Annotated in this window: 14 protein-coding genes; 8 read left to right on the forward strand and 6 right to left on the reverse strand. The window is 38.6% G+C overall.

Annotated elements, in window-relative coordinates; all coding sequences use genetic code 11:
* Nucleotides 1–88 precede the first annotated feature (88 nt).
* Both HDE68_RS04470 and HDE68_RS04475 read right to left on the reverse strand, forming a co-directional pair.
* Nucleotides 89–988: an aromatic alcohol reductase gene (locus tag HDE68_RS04470; protein ID WP_183879316.1), complete on the reverse strand. Its 900-nt coding sequence runs from the start codon at nucleotides 986–988 to the stop codon at nucleotides 89–91.
* A 76-nt stretch (nucleotides 989–1,064) separates the two neighbouring features.
* Entirely contained in the window at nucleotides 1,065–1,961 is an 897-nt protein-coding gene (locus tag HDE68_RS04475; RefSeq protein WP_183879319.1) for a helix-turn-helix domain-containing protein, read from the reverse strand.
* Nucleotides 1,962–2,102: 141 nt separating this feature from the next.
* Between HDE68_RS04475 and HDE68_RS04480 the strand changes: the two genes are divergently transcribed.
* The 7 genes from HDE68_RS04480 to HDE68_RS04510 all read left to right on the forward strand — a co-directional run bounded on the left by HDE68_RS04480 (nucleotide 2,103) and on the right by HDE68_RS04510 (nucleotide 9,946).
* Nucleotides 2,103–2,498, forward strand: a complete 396-nt coding sequence (locus HDE68_RS04480; protein ID WP_183879321.1) for an HYC_CC_PP family protein — start codon at nucleotides 2,103–2,105, stop codon at nucleotides 2,496–2,498.
* A 245-nt stretch (nucleotides 2,499–2,743) separates the two neighbouring features.
* Nucleotides 2,744–2,995, forward strand: a complete 252-nt coding sequence (locus HDE68_RS04485) for a heavy metal-binding domain-containing protein (protein WP_221300660.1) — start codon at nucleotides 2,744–2,746, stop codon at nucleotides 2,993–2,995.
* Nucleotides 2,996–3,043: 48 nt separating this feature from the next.
* Nucleotides 3,044–4,318 carry an efflux RND transporter permease subunit gene (locus HDE68_RS04490; protein ID WP_183879323.1) on the forward strand — a complete coding sequence of 425 codons (1,275 nt, stop codon included), beginning with the start codon at nucleotides 3,044–3,046 and terminating at the stop codon, nucleotides 4,316–4,318.
* Nucleotides 4,315–6,207, forward strand: coding sequence for an efflux RND transporter permease subunit (locus HDE68_RS04495; protein WP_183879325.1), 1,893 nt, complete (start codon nucleotides 4,315–4,317; stop codon nucleotides 6,205–6,207). The genes HDE68_RS04490 and HDE68_RS04495 overlap by 4 nt, the downstream gene beginning before the upstream one ends.
* A gap of 5 nt (nucleotides 6,208–6,212) precedes the next feature.
* Nucleotides 6,213–7,451, forward strand: a complete 1,239-nt coding sequence (locus tag HDE68_RS04500) for a TolC family protein (RefSeq protein WP_183879327.1) — start codon at nucleotides 6,213–6,215, stop codon at nucleotides 7,449–7,451.
* Nucleotides 7,426–8,706, forward strand: coding sequence for an HlyD family efflux transporter periplasmic adaptor subunit (locus tag HDE68_RS04505; protein ID WP_183879329.1), 1,281 nt, complete (start codon nucleotides 7,426–7,428; stop codon nucleotides 8,704–8,706). Before HDE68_RS04500 ends, HDE68_RS04505 begins: the two co-directional genes overlap by 26 nt.
* Nucleotides 8,690–9,946 carry an efflux RND transporter periplasmic adaptor subunit gene (locus tag HDE68_RS04510; protein ID WP_183879331.1) on the forward strand — a complete coding sequence of 419 codons (1,257 nt, stop codon included), beginning with the start codon at nucleotides 8,690–8,692 and terminating at the stop codon, nucleotides 9,944–9,946. Before HDE68_RS04505 ends, HDE68_RS04510 begins: the two co-directional genes overlap by 17 nt.
* 83 nt (nucleotides 9,947–10,029) lie before the next feature.
* Here HDE68_RS04510 and HDE68_RS04515 read toward each other — a convergent pair whose 3' ends face one another.
* The gene (locus HDE68_RS04515; protein ID WP_183879333.1) at nucleotides 10,030–11,175 is read right to left on the reverse strand and encodes an alkene reductase; all 1,146 of its coding nucleotides are present in this window, start codon (nucleotides 11,173–11,175) and stop codon (nucleotides 10,030–10,032) included.
* 130 nt (nucleotides 11,176–11,305) lie between these two features.
* On the opposite strand from HDE68_RS04515, the gene HDE68_RS04520 reads away from it, so the two are divergent.
* Nucleotides 11,306–11,713, forward strand: a complete 408-nt coding sequence (locus HDE68_RS04520; protein WP_183879335.1) for a winged helix-turn-helix transcriptional regulator — start codon at nucleotides 11,306–11,308, stop codon at nucleotides 11,711–11,713.
* 115 nt (nucleotides 11,714–11,828) lie between these two features.
* On the opposite strand, the gene HDE68_RS04525 is transcribed toward HDE68_RS04520, so the two are convergent.
* From HDE68_RS04525 to HDE68_RS04535, 3 genes are all read right to left on the reverse strand, one after another.
* The gene (locus HDE68_RS04525; RefSeq protein ID WP_183879337.1) at nucleotides 11,829–12,311 is read right to left on the reverse strand and encodes a hypothetical protein; all 483 of its coding nucleotides are present in this window, start codon (nucleotides 12,309–12,311) and stop codon (nucleotides 11,829–11,831) included.
* A 125-nt stretch (nucleotides 12,312–12,436) separates the two neighbouring features.
* A complete protein-coding gene (locus HDE68_RS04530) occupies nucleotides 12,437–13,456 on the reverse strand; it encodes a ribosome-inactivating family protein (protein WP_183879339.1) in 1,020 nt (339 codons plus the stop codon).
* A 731-nt stretch (nucleotides 13,457–14,187) separates the two neighbouring features.
* A complete protein-coding gene (locus HDE68_RS04535; RefSeq protein WP_183879340.1) occupies nucleotides 14,188–14,979 on the reverse strand; it encodes an AraC family transcriptional regulator in 792 nt (263 codons plus the stop codon).
* Nucleotides 14,980–14,997: the final 18 nt, after the last annotated feature.

Raw genomic sequence — 14,997 nt, forward strand, 5'->3', positions numbered from 1 at the left:
CCCATATTCAAAGTAGGCTATTGACAGTGTTTCAGTTTCAATGGTTTTCATCGGTTGCTCATTCATAAATTTTATAATATCAATGATTTTAAAGAATGTTTTCCCTCATCCAACTACCCAGATCAGCTACAGGGATATTATTTTGCTCATTAAATGTTTGGGACATAGGCCAGGTAACACCAGGATGCGTAAATACTAATCGATAGCGATGGAAAACATTTTCAGGATCTTTTTGTATTTCTTTTTCCAATTGAGGAATGTCCAGCAATCTGCGCTCAAATTTTATATTGAAAAGCTCTTCCAGTTGATTAGAAATCTCTTCAAAAGTTAATGTGTCGCTTGCAATAAAGACCACCTGATCTAATATTTCCGGCTTGTGGAATAGAATTTCAACGGTTAGATTGCCAATATCTTCACAAGAAGTTAAAGTAAGGGAGTGTTGCCAGCCGCCTAAAGCACTTATCGTTTTATCCGCCAAACTAATTACACCAAAATCTTCACGGAACAGGAAACTCGTAATCAGTCCGGTCGAAACAATTATCCAATTGGTACCGTTTTGTGCACGAAGAAGATCTCTGACTTCTAATTGTTCATCAAATGTGGGTTGTGCGCTGCCTCTTCCAATTTTGTCATAATCAACTCCAAATTGCCATGGAATATATCTTCTGACTTCTGCATCCAATACTGCTTTCGTAATTTTAACCTGCATTCCATGACCAGTTGAAAATCCGCTGCAGCATATAACTGTATCATACTTCTTAAAAACAGCAGTCAAATTTTGAATACTTTCGTTGATCAGGTCAAGAGGTTCCACTGTTATATTTACAAATTTTGAATTGTTTCTGACTTTAGCAATACTGCTTGTTAAAGGTTGTACAAGAACACCTATTTCTAATTGATGTTCATGTTTTTCCTGATAATCATATAAACTATTCAAAATAGCAAGCCCAACTTCGCCTGCACCAATTATTAAAAATGAATTTTCCATTGCTTAATTTTTTAGTAAAGTTAAATCCGGCCTGATAAAATACATTACAAAAATCCGGGATAGAATTACAAAAAAACTATCCGGCCCTATATTCGAGAGGTGTACGGTTGGTTTGCTTTTTATAGAAATTCTGGAAGTGAGATGTTTCCTGAAAATGAAGACTCCAGGCAATTTCTTTCACGCTGTATATTGTATGTTTCAGCAAAACATTTGCTTCCTCAATAATACGTTCGTGAATATGTGTTTGTGTAGTTTTTCCTGAGACTTTTTTTATCGTTTTATTAAGTTGATCTACAGAAGTAAATAACAATTCTGCAAAATAAGCAGGGGATTTATCCTCCAGAGGCATTTCTTTGCTGATATTAAAAAAAGCATTTTCAAGTAATTTAAAGAATCGGTCTTCCAGGCTTTCATCCTTAATCTGAATAGATTCAATTAGATTTTTGTTTAATTTCTGTGTAAAATGGACAACATCAAAAACCTTATTTCGGATTAATTCTTCCTTAAAGGGATAATCAGATTTGTATTCCTGTTCTATCTCTTTGAAAATACGCAGTAGCTCCGTATACTGCTCATCAGTTAAGGATTGTGTGTAAATATTTCTATCTTTAAAAACAGGCCAGTTACCCAGAGATAATTTACTTGTTCCGCGAAGGAAACTTTCACTGCAAACACAATATTTACCATCGAAATTTTTGTCAGTTGCTTCAAAACTGAACCTGATCATCGGGTCCGTAAAAACAATTGTTTTCCCTGAAATATGAATTTGTTGATGACCAGAATGATAAACAGCTTCACCTTGAAGTAAGGCCATTTTATAAAATGGTTTTCTCTGAAATCTCCCGCATGCAGACAAATCTTTTTGAAGATCTTCCCATAATAAAAAATCAAAATGTCCGGAAAAATTGTTCTTTTCCGAAAACTCACCATTAATATATTGATCGTAAAAAGTATTGATGCCAGTATTGTACATTCAAATAGATTATTATTGATAACAAAATTAGGTATTAATATAATCAAAAGCCACTATAGTCATCCAGTCGTAATTATGTAAGATTATTAGTTAATTATGTAATAAATATTCAATGGAATTTCAATAATTTTACCTCTCGAAATGAAAAAGGTATTATCCATATTATTATTACTTATTTATACTACTGCCAGTTTTGGTTTTAGTGTAAAGCAGTTCTATTGCTGTGGGCAGCTGAAATCAGTATCATTTACGCTTAAACAGGATCTAAACGAAAAATGTAGTAAGGGTAATGAGGGAGGTGGATGCTGTAAAAATCAATTTCACAATTTAAAGGTAAAGGATTCGCATGTTGCTTCGGATGAATTTGGTAGTCCGGCAAAGTATTTTAGTGATCTGCATATACCGGCATTGATCACTTTTTATCAAGGGCCATCTCTGGCTATTCTTGAGCAGATTTCTATCGCTAATCCAACCAATGCGCCACCTTTACATGGTGGTGTTCCCATTTATATTTTTAACTGCATTTACAGAATTTGATCGCTTTCCCAAAGCGTTTAAACACTATTTCATAGTGTCTTAACTACTGTTGCCTGCTCTTCAGGTAATGATCAATTATTGATTTTCTTCTTATAAACAAGATTCAAAAAATGAAAACTTTAAAGTTTTCGATGATCTTACTTGCCTTGTTTTTATCAAAAACGTTGGTGCAGGCTGCAATTCTTCCTGAGATAACTCAAGTAATAATCTTAATACAATAAATAACCATTTTAAAATTAAAAACGATGAAAAAAGTAACATCAATTGTCTTTGCATTGATCCTTTCTGGATTTACTGTATTCTCTGTATCTGGTCAGACAAAGCCAGTTTCAGATACTGCTAAGATGAAAAAAATGAAAATGCCAGTGCAATACACTTGTACAATGCACCCTGAGGTGATTAGCAGCAAGCCTGGGAAATGTCCCAAATGCGGGATGACACTGGTTAAAAAAGCGTCTGCTAAAACCAAACCAGTAATGGGGAAAATGAAGATGTAAATTTTATTGCAGAGCGGCTGCAGCTGCTCTGCTTAATTGTATTAAGAGATGATTAATAAATTAATTTCCCTGTCCTTAAAAAACAGGTATATCGTATTGATTGCAGCATTAATCCTTTTTGCCTGGGGCAGTTATGCTGTGCGGGAAAATCCGATTGATGCCATTCCTGACTTGTCAGAAAACCAGGTCATTGTTTTTACCGAATGGCAGGGCCGTAGTCCTCAGATCATGGAAGATCAGGTGACTTATCCACTGGTCAGTAATTTGCAGGGTATCCCAAAAGTAAAAGCCATAAGAGCTACTTCTATGTTTGGGATGAGCTTTGTTTATATCGTTTTTGATGACAAAGCGGATGTCTACTGGGCACGAAGCCGCGTGCTGGAAAGATTGAATTATGCACAGCGTTTATTGCCCGAAGGCATTACACCAACACTTGGTCCTGATGGAACAGGTGTCGGTCATATCTTATGGTATACCCTGGATGCGAAGGGGATTGACCTTGGTGAGCAAAGAGCCTTGCAAGACTGGTATGTAAAACTTGGTTTGCAAACTGTGCCGGGGGTAAGCGAGGTAGCTTCTTTTGGCGGCTTTGAAAAACAATACCAGATCAATATTGACCCTCATAAACTCAACTACTACAATATTCCGCTAAGTCAGGTTCTTAAGGCTGTTAAAAGTAACAACAATGATGTTGGCGGTCGTAAATTTGAAATGAACGGAACAGGATATATTGTTCGTGGCCTGGGCTATATCAAAAACCTGCAGGATGTAGAAAACATTTCTATAGGTACCGTAAATACAGTATCGGTCAAAGTCAAAGATGTGGCAACAGTACAGATGGGGGGCGACTTACGTCTGGGTATTTTTGACCAGAATGGTGAAGGTGAAGCTGTAGGTGGAATTGTGGTGATGCGTTATGGTGAAAATGCAGATCAGGTGATCCATGCCGTGAAAGATAAAATGGCAGATATTCAAAAAGGACTTCCTGCAGGGGTAAAATTCAAAATTGCATATGATCGCAGTGAACTCATTGAAAGTGCGATTGGCTCTGTTAAACATACCCTGATTGAAGAAATGATCACCGTATCTATAATTGTAATCCTGTTTTTGTTTAGCTGGAGAAGCGCCTTGAGTATCATTATTCAAATTCCAATTACCATCGCTGCCAGCTTTATTCTGCTCAATGCTTTTGGTATATCGTCTAATATTATGTCCTTAACCGGGATTGCCCTTGCTATAGGGGTAATTGTGGATAATGGAATTGTAATGGTCGAAAATTCACATCGCAATCTGGCAATTGCACAAGAAAAAGAAAAATCATGACTACCATCGAAAGAATCAAAATTATAGAAACCTCCTGTAAACAGGTAGGCAGAGGCGTGTTTTTCTCTACGCTGATTATTGTAGCTTCTTTCCTGCCTGTATTTTTACTGGAAGGCCAGGAGGGTAAATTGTTTGGGCCTTTAGCCTGGACAAAATCATTTATATTAGCAATAGACGCCATTTTAGCTGTTACACTTGCTCCGGTTTTGATTTCCTTTTTTCTAAAAGGGAAGCTAAAAACAGATGAGCATAATCCATTGAACCGTTTTATGGAACGGGTTTACAGACCGGTTCTGAACTGGTGTATTCATTGGCGTAAAACCACTATTGGTATTAATCTTTTAGCCTTAACTATCAGTGTGCCTCTGTTGCTGAGTCTTGGCAGTGAATTTATGCCTCCTTTAGATGAGGGAACCATCCTTTTTATGCCTGTTACTTTACCTGATGTTTCCAATGCTCAGGCAAAACAACTTTTACAAGTACAGGACCGGATTATTAAAAGTGTTCCTGAAGTTAAAAATGTATTAGGTAAGGCCGGAAGGGCAAATACAGCAACTGATAATTCACCAATCTCTATGGTGGAGACAATTATCTTGCTGAAACCCAAAAATGAGTGGCGAAAAGGCCTGAAAAAAGAAGATATCATTAATGAATTAAATGCTAAACTGCAAATACCTGGTGTCGTAAATGGCTGGACACAGCCTATTATCAACCGGATCAACATGCTGTCTACAGGTGTTAGAACTGATGTAGGCTTAAAAGTGTATGGACAGAATCTGGATACAATTTATGCTTTATCCAGCCGTATGAAACAAGCTTTGCAAGGAATTAATGGTGTCAAAGATCTTTATGTTGATCCGATCACCGGAGGGAAATATCTGGATATCCAGATAGACAAAGAAGCAATAGGCCGTTATGGATTGAGTGTCGATGACGTAAACCAGGTGGTAGAAAGTGCGCTGGGAGGAATGAGTATTACGCCAACTATTGAGGGAAGAAGAAGGTTCAGTGTAAATTTGCGTCTGGCACAGGATTATCGTAATAATCTTGATCAGATCAAGCGGACATTAGTACAAACACCTGCCAATGGGCCTGTGCCATTATCTTCTGTTGCAGCTATAAAAATTAACGATGGCCCTGCCATGATCCAGTCAGAGAATGCACTGTTAAGAGGAACAGTCCTGTTTAATGTTCGCGACCGTGATCTTGGAGGTACTGTTAAAGAAGCGCAAGAGAAGTTAAATAGTATGGTCAAAACCCTGCCTAAAGGTTATTTTATGGAATGGAGTGGGCAATATGAAAATCTGATCCGGGCAGAACGAACACTAAAGCTGATCCTGCCTATTGTGTTGTTAATCATTTTTGCCTGCCTGTATTTTGCTTTTCATTCTATCAGGGAAGCTTTTTTTAGTCTGATTTCTATTCCTTTCGCCTTAATTGGAGGAGCTTATATGGTCTATTTCTTCGGCGTCCACCTGTCAGTAGCTGTAGCTGTAGGTTTTGTGGCTTTGTTTGGAATTGCCGTAGAAACGGGAATTGTGATGGTCATTTACCTGAATGATGCGATGGCACAATTGGTAGCCTTAAAAGGCAACTCAAATGAGACCATTACCAGAGAAGATCTACGCATTTATGTAATGAATGGTGCCATTAAAAGATTGAGACCAAAACTCATGACCGTTAGTGTAGCACTATTTGGGTTAGTTCCTGTACTGTGGTCAACAGGTACAGGCAGTGATGTGATGCAGCCTATTGTATTGCCAATGATTGGCGGAGTACTGACCTCTTCCACACATATTTTGCTGGTTACGCCGCTAATATTTCTGATGGTAAAAGAATATGAATTAAAAAAATATGGCAAACTGGAAGTATTGGACGTAAAAGAATAATGAAAATGAAAACGATCAATCGAATTATATATACCATACTCATTTGGATGGTGGGTACGGTTGCCTCTAAAGCACAGGTTTCTGTTTTTCCTTTGGATAGTGTTCTTGCAAAGGTAGTTACGGGCCCGGGGCTACAGGCTTACGATGCCAGAATTGAAGCGGAAAATGCTTATGCAAAAGGAGCTAAAAGTTTACCGGCTCCTAAAATCAGTGCTGGACAGTATCAAACGCCGTATCAGTTAAATCCAAATACAGGATCATTTATGATTAGTGCAGAGCAAATGTTTACTAATCCAGCTAAACTAAGAGCTAAACAGGATTATATGAATGGGGTGGCTAAAGTAACCGCTGAAGACAAGAATTATTTAAAAAATCAACTGATTGCCAGGACTAGGGGATATTATTACAATATGGGCATTATAGAGCGTAAGCGGGCATTATTAGAAAACACAAGAGGCTTATTAACCTACATGCTCAAAAGTGCTAATATCCGTTTAACTTATGGCAAAGAGAAGATAAATAACATCTATAAGGCCAAAGCAGAACTCTATGAATTAGATAATAATCAGGAACAGTTTAAGAACGATCTCCAGCAGCAGCGAATTATGCTGAATATCCTGATGAACAGGGATAAACAGATCGATTTTAGCGTAGATACTACCTTATTGGTAAAAGATTATGAAACATCTGTTACTGATACAACTGACCTGGCAACGCGAAGAAGTGACATTAAGGGGATTAACCAAAGCATCAGTTTACAAACGCTGAATGCTAAAATGGAATACAACCAGCGTAAACCAGACTTTGGCTTGCAGGCCGGGCACATGTTTAGTTACGGTGGAATGGCCAACCAATACATCTTAATGGGGTCTGTAACCATTCCTGTTTTCTCTTGGTCTTCCAAAGAGTATAAGGCAAATCTGAAAGGAATCAGTTATCAGGTTGAGGAATTGAAACAGAAAAAATTAGATCTGATCAACCAGGCCGAAGGAACTTTGATTGGTTTAAAAGCTGCAATTAAAAGTAAAAAACTCTTGCTAAAGAATTATAACCAAAATATTATTCCTGCCTTGCAGAACAATTATAAAACATCCCTGCTTGCTTATGAACAGAATACAGGGGAGATGCAGGTGGTTTTAGAGGGATTAAAAGCACTGCAAATGGCAAGAATGGAAGCTTTAGATCGTTTGGGTGAACTTTTACAATTACAAGTAGATTATGAAAGAGAAAATGAGAAATATTAGTCTGATCACAGTTGGAGTGTCCTTCTTTCTGATTATATTCTTAGGAAGCTGTACGCAGCAAAAAAGGCCTTCAGGCGTTGAGTCTGTGAAAAATGAAACAAAATATACCTGCCCCATGCATCCCCAGATCTTAGAAGATCATCCGGGGGCATGTCCGATATGCGGCATGGCCCTGGTTAAAAAATCCGGGCAAAGCAGCGAGGGTGCAGGTATTAGCCTGAATACAGTATTAGAACCTGTGGGCTCATCAGTAATTGCTTCTATTGGTATTATTCAGCCCGAACAAAAGCAAAGTCTGGTAGAGATACAGGGCGAGGGCTATCTTGATTTTGATACGCGCACATTCAATAATATTGCAGCCCGTTTTTCTGGTCGGATTGAGAAACTATATATCAAATATGCTTTTCAGGAAATACATAAAGGGGAGCGGATTTTTGATATTTATAGTCCCGAAATGTTAACCGCACAACAAGATCTGCTCTATGTGGTAAGGAATTCTTCGGGTGAGACAGGGTTGATCAATGCTGCAAAACAAAAATTATTATTACTTGGAATGACCAGTTCCCAGATGAACCAGGTTCTGAAAACAGGAAAGACATTTTATAGTTTACCTGTTTTTAGCCTCTATAATGGCCATGTGCATGATATGCTGCACAGTCAGATGGGAGGAGTGATCAATTCTAAACCGGAATCCAGTGTGGTGAATAATACTCCTTTAGCAATCCGTGAGGGAATGTATGTAGAAAAAGGACAGAACATTTTTAACGTTGTTGATCCGCATCATCTATGGGCAATAATTAAGGTTGATCCATCATCCGTTTCCAGTTTAAAGTTAAACCAAAAGGTAGAAATTACCCTGCCTGATTTACCAGACAAAAAACTAGTTGGAAAGGTCAATTTCATTGAACCTATTTTGCAGGATGGTGATAAACGAACCAGTATCCGGGTTTATATCGATAATATGGAACATGATTTAAAGGTGAACAGCATTGTTCATGCAGCCATACAAGCCGGGAGAACAAGCGGGCTATGGGTGCCAAAATCAGCAGTACTTGATTTGGGCCGGAGTAAGATAGTCTGGCTAAAAAAGGGCAGTCGTTTTAAGGTGCAGCAGGTGTCTGCAGGAATACAAAATGGAGATCTTGTAAATATTATAGAAGGAGTAGCTAAGACTGATAGCCTGGCCTTGGATGCTCATTATTTAATGGATAGTGAAGGTTTTATTAAAATTGAAAATAATGAGAAGTATAATTAAAAGACTTTCTTCCAGGAAGGTATCGGGCGTTTTTTTATTAATTTTATTCCTTTCATTGACTTTGTTTACAGCCTGTAAACAAAAGATGCAGCCTCTGGGTAAATCGGCAAATAAAACTTACTATACCTGCTCTATGCATCCGCAAATACATGAGAATCATCCGGGAAATTGTCCGATTTGCCATATGGAGCTGATCAGGGTGGAAACCACAGGTAAAAGTTCTGGTACGGGAGCGAATAAAATAATGCTCACCACATCTCAGTTACAAATAGCTGGTATAAAGATAGATACTGTCAGGGAAGAAAATGTTGGAAATGAGAAAACACTGACTGGTACAGTAACAACTAATGAAAATCAGGCAGAACAATTAAGTGCCAGAAACACAGGTAGGATTGAACAGCTTTTTGTAAGGACAACAGGTGAAAAGATTTCAATAGGACAGCCTGTTTACAGGATTTATAGTGAAGATCTGCTGGAAGCTGAAAGAGAGTATCTATTGGCTGGACAACAGCAAAAAATGCTGAACAATCCGGATATAGATTATAAACAGTTGATTGGTGCGGCAGAAAACAAATTATTGTTGTGGGGTTTGTCAGGTTCACAAATCAAGAACTTAGCAAGTTCCGGAAAGGTTTCTGCCAGCGTTACTGTTATGAGTAAGATCAATGGAACAGTGAGTGATATTGCCGTACATGAGGGCGATTATGTGACTGAAGGTATGCCAATTTTAAAAACTCAGCATATTAATGCTTTATGGATTGAGGCCCAGTTATACGTTAGTGAAACTTCAGGTTATCATCTAAATGATTTGGTCAGTGTTTCATTACCCGATTTAGGTGGTCAGCGTATCGCTGGTAAAATAGATTTTATGAATCCTGAATTATCAGGAGCATCGAAAGTGGCTTTAATCCGGGTAAGTATTGCTAATGATCAAGGGCTGATCAGACCTGGAATGCTGGCTTATATCTCAATAGCAAATGAACAGAAACGTAGTTTGGCCGTTCAGACTTCGGCCATCTTAACTGATGGAAAAGGAAGCCGGGTATGGGTTAAAAATTCAGATAATAGTTTTTCGCCAAAAATGGTCATGTTAGGTACAGGTAATCAAAACTATATGACTGTAGTATCCGGGTTAAATGCGGGTGATGTTGTGGTAACCAGTGGAGCTTACCTGTTAAACAGTGAAGCGATCTTTAAAAATGGAGCTGATAAAATGGATATGGGAAATATGAAAATGTAAACAGATCCATATTAATTTCTTTCGCACACCTCTGTGCGAAAGAAATTAATAAGATTAGTTCAACCGGATTGTTCTTAATAAGATTACCGGTCTGAACCAAAGTGTCCTGAGGCGAACTTTGTATAATCGGCCTTTGGATAATCTGTATAGCCATTTTCTCCCCCTGTATAATAAAGATCTGTGTTGGCTTCTGCTAGTGGAATATGATATTCAAAGCGTTCAACAAGATCAGGATTGGCAACATAGTATGCCCCATACGAAACCAGATCTGCAATACCATCTTTAATAATAGCATTACCAGATTCTTGCGTAAACCCTAAGTTTGCCATCAATGTTCCGTGGTAGTTTTTGCGGAAATGACTAAAAAAATCTTCCTGTAGAGCCTCTACTACTGTGCCATTGAGTGCCTCAGCCGGGCCTGCGATATGTAAATATGCTAAATTATAATCATTCAATTTTTCCGCAATATATCGGTACGTCGGAATGGTGAACTCATCGGGAACAACAATGCCCACATTGCTAATGGCCACAGGTGTAAATTTAATAGCAATCCGGGTGCTGTCCCAAACCTCAAGCAAGGCATCCAGTATCTCGAAAATTATCCGTGCGCGGTTTTCGATACTGCCCCCATATTCATCAGTCCGTTTATTTGTAGTTATACTCAGGAATTGCGGGATAAGCATACCAATCTGAGCATGTATCTCAACCCCGTCGAACCCTGCATTTTTAGCATTCAAAGTGGCTTGCTTGTAATCCTGAATGGTCTCTTTAATCTCTGCAACAGTAAATTCACGTGGAGTTACCGTATCTTTAAATCCTTCCGGAGTAAAAGACCTGGTCTGCGGATTAATGGCAGATGGGCCCGCAGGTAGTTCACCATCAAAATAATCAGGATGTGATATCGTACCAGTATGGCCAAGCTGTACAAAGATTTTGCCGCCCTTAGCGTGAACTGCGTCTGTTACACTTTTCCATCCTTCAACCTGCTCCGGGGTAAAGATTCCAGGTACGTTAATAAACCCTATTGCTTTCTTACTTGGCCAGACACCTTCAGTAAGTATAAGGCCGGCTGATGCCCGTTGTGCGTAATATTCGGCCATAAGTGGTGTAGGAACCAGTTCTGGGTTAGTCGTCCTTCCGCGGGTTAGGGATGCCATCACTACCCGGTTCTTAAGTTTCAGATCGCCTAATCTATATTCCTCTAAAAGAGGCTGCTGTTCTTTTTGCATAATTTTTTTTAGGCGAAATTACCGGGTATAGCAATGTTTGACAATAAGGGCTGAATTTATTGCGTAGTGATAAATTTATCACTAGAAACAATTAGGATACAATGTGTATTTTTGATGAATAGACCTGTTTATGTACGAAAGAAAAATCCCATTGCCTATTGATTGTGGCTTACACCTGACCAAAGAAGTGCTTAATGGTAAATGGAAGCCGGCTTTGCTAAACGCTATTTCAATGGATGTACATCGGCCAAGCGAGCTATTTCGCTTATTGCCGGAAGCTTCTCGACGGGTATTGACCGTACAGTTGAAAGAATTGGAACAGCACGGCATTATTAAAAAAAAGATATATCCTCAATTGCCGCCAAAAGTAGAATATTCATTGACCGAAATCGGACAAACATTATTGCCTATAATAGATGCGATGAACCACTGGGGTGATAATAACCGTGACTTTTTGGAAAGTGTTATTGAAAGGGATCCTAAAATAGTCCAGACCACAAAATCTAATTGCGAACTTCATCGCAGGTCTTTATCATAAATTATGTGCCATGTACCGATACTATTTCTGTAAATAAAAAACGCGCTGATCAGCGCGTTTTTTATTTACAGGTTTGTTACTATTTATTTTGTAAGCCGCAAACCGATAAGGATTTTTACATGGCAAACATGACCTTATAAACTGGCGTAGATACAAACCAGGCTTTAAGTATGCCATCACCATTCGTATCGCCTTTTTTAGTGTCACCTGAATAATAATAAAGCGGCCATCCTTTATAAGTAGTTTGTTTGGTATTATCATTGCGGGTGATCACGCCAAAGTCTGCATTGTTTAGCCCTGTTCCCAATGCTGGATTTGCATCATAAAACGGAGGCCATTTTACCGCACAGTCGCCATTACAGCTGGACTGGGCAGCGGTAGTAGAATCGGCAGCAAAGCTGTACAAAGTACGGCCTGTTTTGTCCGTTAAAATGTCTCCAAGTTTTACATTGTTAATCAATTGTACCCCTACAGCTGCTGTTGAATTTTGAGACTGTGGACTGTAAGAAGAGTTTTTGTTATCTTTTGAACAAGATGCAAGGCCAATTACTAATGTAAGCCCAGAGATAATACTTGATTTCAGGAAGTTAATTTTCATTTGTATATATATGATCGGTTAGGAAGATGTCGGTAAAAATCATGATCGTTTAGTTGATTTTTACTTGTTTTAATATTTTATAAAAAATAGGGCATTGGCCGAAGCCAGAAGAAGATCGCTGCCTGTTATAACTGCGTGTAATCCCAATTACCACCACTACCGCCGTTACCCAGACCATTAGGTGCATTCAATAACACTCTGACATATCGCTGAAGATCAGCCCATGAACGTAACGTTAAACCGTTCGGAGCTGATGTTGGGCTATTGCCATTATTAGGATTAGCACCTCTAAGCTCAAGCGGAGCTGCTCCAGGATTGTTATTTATCGTAAATGCCCATATAGACATCGCGCCCCATTCGTTCTCAAGTCTCTGCTGAAAAGCTGGCAACCCTGTATAACTTCCAGAGCCCATAGCATCGTAGATCAAATTGTACACATCATTAAATCTTACGGCTTCCGAAGTTACCTGAATCATGGTCAGCAACGATTGAGCGCAGCCCTGTAAGTGGCTTCCTGTAGGATCATTCATAAATGCTAAGTTGAAAAAGGTATTCCAGAATGAATTGTAGTTCAATGGAATAGCTTCCCTTCCACGGTTAGCTGCACGTGTACCCTCCAGAGCATTGTAATTACTCCCGAAGCTCAGCGTTGTAATTGTACCGGCCTGATACTCTAAATCCCTTAACTGGTTCACCAGGTCATATTCAGGATCTCTGAACTGGAACGTTTGTCCGTGTGTATTGGTAAAACCCCGCAAGTAAAGATCCTGTGGCGATATCCAGAGTAATGCTTGTGTTGCACCACTAATCAGCCTTATACGGATGATACCGGGATTGCTATTGCCTTGCGTGGCGAGTACGTTTTGCCGGAAAGTATGACCAGTAGCATTTCGTATCTCAGTGATCAATTGTGCATACCGCGATTGCATACTCGAACCTGTGTGATTACCTGGTGCATTCATATTAAAATCTATGTATGCAATACGATTCGATGGAACATCGGCTCGGGAGCTGAATGCCATAAATAATGAAGTAACCAGAAGACAGCATGCAATAGCTTTTCCTATTCCTTTTGTTCTACCTTTTACCGGGGCAATTTCATCTTCACTTTCAAGTTGTGTGTTTAGATTTTTTTTGTTTTTCATGTGTTGTAATTGTGATTTAATGGCGCAAAAGTAGATTTTTCTATGACTTATTTTTTTTCAACAGGAGTAAAAGAAATACCTGAAAAATTGAGTAACTATTAACTGAATTACCTCTCTGATTCAGACAGGATCTTGCCAGAAAATGTAAAAGGCGTACCAGCAAGTAAAGACATTATTAATAATCGCCAGGTATGTTAAATTCACTGTTCAAATAATTGAAAGTTGTTTTAACGAATTAGCATTAACCAATCTGGAAGCCTCAAGGATCGCTATTGTTTTTTTTTGTTCATTTTTTTTTAGTTGCATCAAAATTCAACTATTCAAATAGTAATTAATATCTACCTTTTAAAGGATAAGACAATCGTTCATACCGGGGCATTCTGAAGGGAGTGTTTTCTAATTTAACTTCTGTTAAATAATTAAACCAATCTAAATTACGGCTCTATTAGATCACAACAGCGAAAGCGAATTTCCATTTCCGAAAAAACAGGTTTTCGACGCACTGTGTACAGCTATTCCATTTATTTGGGTGCTTAAAGTGGAAAGTGCAAACAGAATGATGGGGGCGTATTATTGTAAAAGTCGGGGTTAGCCTGGCTTCCCGGGGAGAGCATATTCCTATTCAGTTAATTGAAGTAAGTGAGAATAAAAATTGGCATATGGAAGCACTGAAAAGAATGAAATAATATAATTTGTAATGTATTTGAATCGGAACCGAAATCTGATCCCTGCTAAACAACACTATGTAATTTAGTAGGGGATTGTCCGAATTGTTTTTTAAAGGCAAAAGAGAAATGTGATAAGTCTTCAAAACCAAGATCCAGGTAAATGTCCCTGGGTTTTTGATTTTGATTGTGAATAAGAAAGTAGGCCTCTTCCAATCGCTTTCTGGTAAGCCAGCGGCCAGGAGTTTCATTGAATACCATTCTGAAATCCCGCTTAAATACAGAAAGACTTCTTCCTGTTAGGAATGCGAAACGCTCGAGGCTGATATTAAACCGGAAGTTGCGGCTCATAAATTCTTCAATATCTATTTTCTCGGGCGCACTAAAATTGAAGAAGACGTTAGCAAGACCAGGATGTTTTTGTAACAGGATCAATAACAACTCTTCTCGTTTTATATCTGCAAAAGTTTCCTCTATCTCTGCTTCACCTTTATAATAGGGTGCCAGTGACTGGATGAAGCTATCCAGCAAGCTATTACTTTTCATGGTTACAATGGAGTCATCCTGTTCTGCAGTACCAGATACTGAAGGGTGTTTCGTTAAAAAAGTCTTTAAAAAATGTTCATCCAGCACAATGACTATTTTTTTAAAATCTCCATTCTGCTGCTGTTTGTTATACCGCAATAGATGATTCTTCCGGGCAATGCAGCAATCACCGGGGCCAATTTCATAATGCTTTTCACCATTATAAACCAGCATCGTACCTTGTAAAATATATAAGAAAAAATGCTCCGGAACAATTTGTTCCGGAGAGATACCTGGGCCTAAATGGCAGGACTGTATGCCTTGCATGTTCATTTAAATAAATTCTTAAAC

This window comes from Pedobacter cryoconitis, from assembly GCF_014200605.1.
GTDB lineage: Bacteria > Bacteroidota > Bacteroidia > Sphingobacteriales > Sphingobacteriaceae > Pedobacter > Pedobacter cryoconitis_B.

What these genes read in the sequence shown, in the direction of transcription:
- HDE68_RS04470 (WP_183879316.1), bottom strand. Translation starts at nt 988, where the DNA reads ATGGAAAATTCATTTTTAATAATTGGTGCAGGCGAAGTTGGGCTTGCT.
- HDE68_RS04475 (WP_183879319.1), bottom strand. Translation starts at nt 1,961, where the DNA reads ATGTACAATACTGGCATCAATACTTTTTACGATCAATATATTAATGGT.
- HDE68_RS04480 (WP_183879321.1), top strand. Translation starts at nt 2,103, where the DNA reads ATGAAAAAGGTATTATCCATATTATTATTACTTATTTATACTACTGCC.
- HDE68_RS04485 (WP_221300660.1), top strand. Translation starts at nt 2,744, where the DNA reads ATGAAAAAAGTAACATCAATTGTCTTTGCATTGATCCTTTCTGGATTT.
- HDE68_RS04490 (WP_183879323.1), top strand. Translation starts at nt 3,044, where the DNA reads ATGATTAATAAATTAATTTCCCTGTCCTTAAAAAACAGGTATATCGTA.
- HDE68_RS04495 (WP_183879325.1), top strand. Translation starts at nt 4,315, where the DNA reads ATGACTACCATCGAAAGAATCAAAATTATAGAAACCTCCTGTAAACAG.
- HDE68_RS04500 (WP_183879327.1), top strand. Translation starts at nt 6,213, where the DNA reads ATGAAAACGATCAATCGAATTATATATACCATACTCATTTGGATGGTG.
- HDE68_RS04505 (WP_183879329.1), top strand. Translation starts at nt 7,426, where the DNA reads ATGAAAGAGAAAATGAGAAATATTAGTCTGATCACAGTTGGAGTGTCC.
- HDE68_RS04510 (WP_183879331.1), top strand. Translation starts at nt 8,690, where the DNA reads ATGAGAAGTATAATTAAAAGACTTTCTTCCAGGAAGGTATCGGGCGTT.
- HDE68_RS04515 (WP_183879333.1), bottom strand. Translation starts at nt 11,175, where the DNA reads ATGCAAAAAGAACAGCAGCCTCTTTTAGAGGAATATAGATTAGGCGAT.
- HDE68_RS04520 (WP_183879335.1), top strand. Translation starts at nt 11,306, where the DNA reads ATGTACGAAAGAAAAATCCCATTGCCTATTGATTGTGGCTTACACCTG.
- HDE68_RS04525 (WP_183879337.1), bottom strand. Translation starts at nt 12,311, where the DNA reads ATGAAAATTAACTTCCTGAAATCAAGTATTATCTCTGGGCTTACATTA.
- HDE68_RS04530 (WP_183879339.1), bottom strand. Translation starts at nt 13,456, where the DNA reads ATGAAAAACAAAAAAAATCTAAACACACAACTTGAAAGTGAAGATGAA.
- HDE68_RS04535 (WP_183879340.1), bottom strand. Translation starts at nt 14,979, where the DNA reads ATGAACATGCAAGGCATACAGTCCTGCCATTTAGGCCCAGGTATCTCT.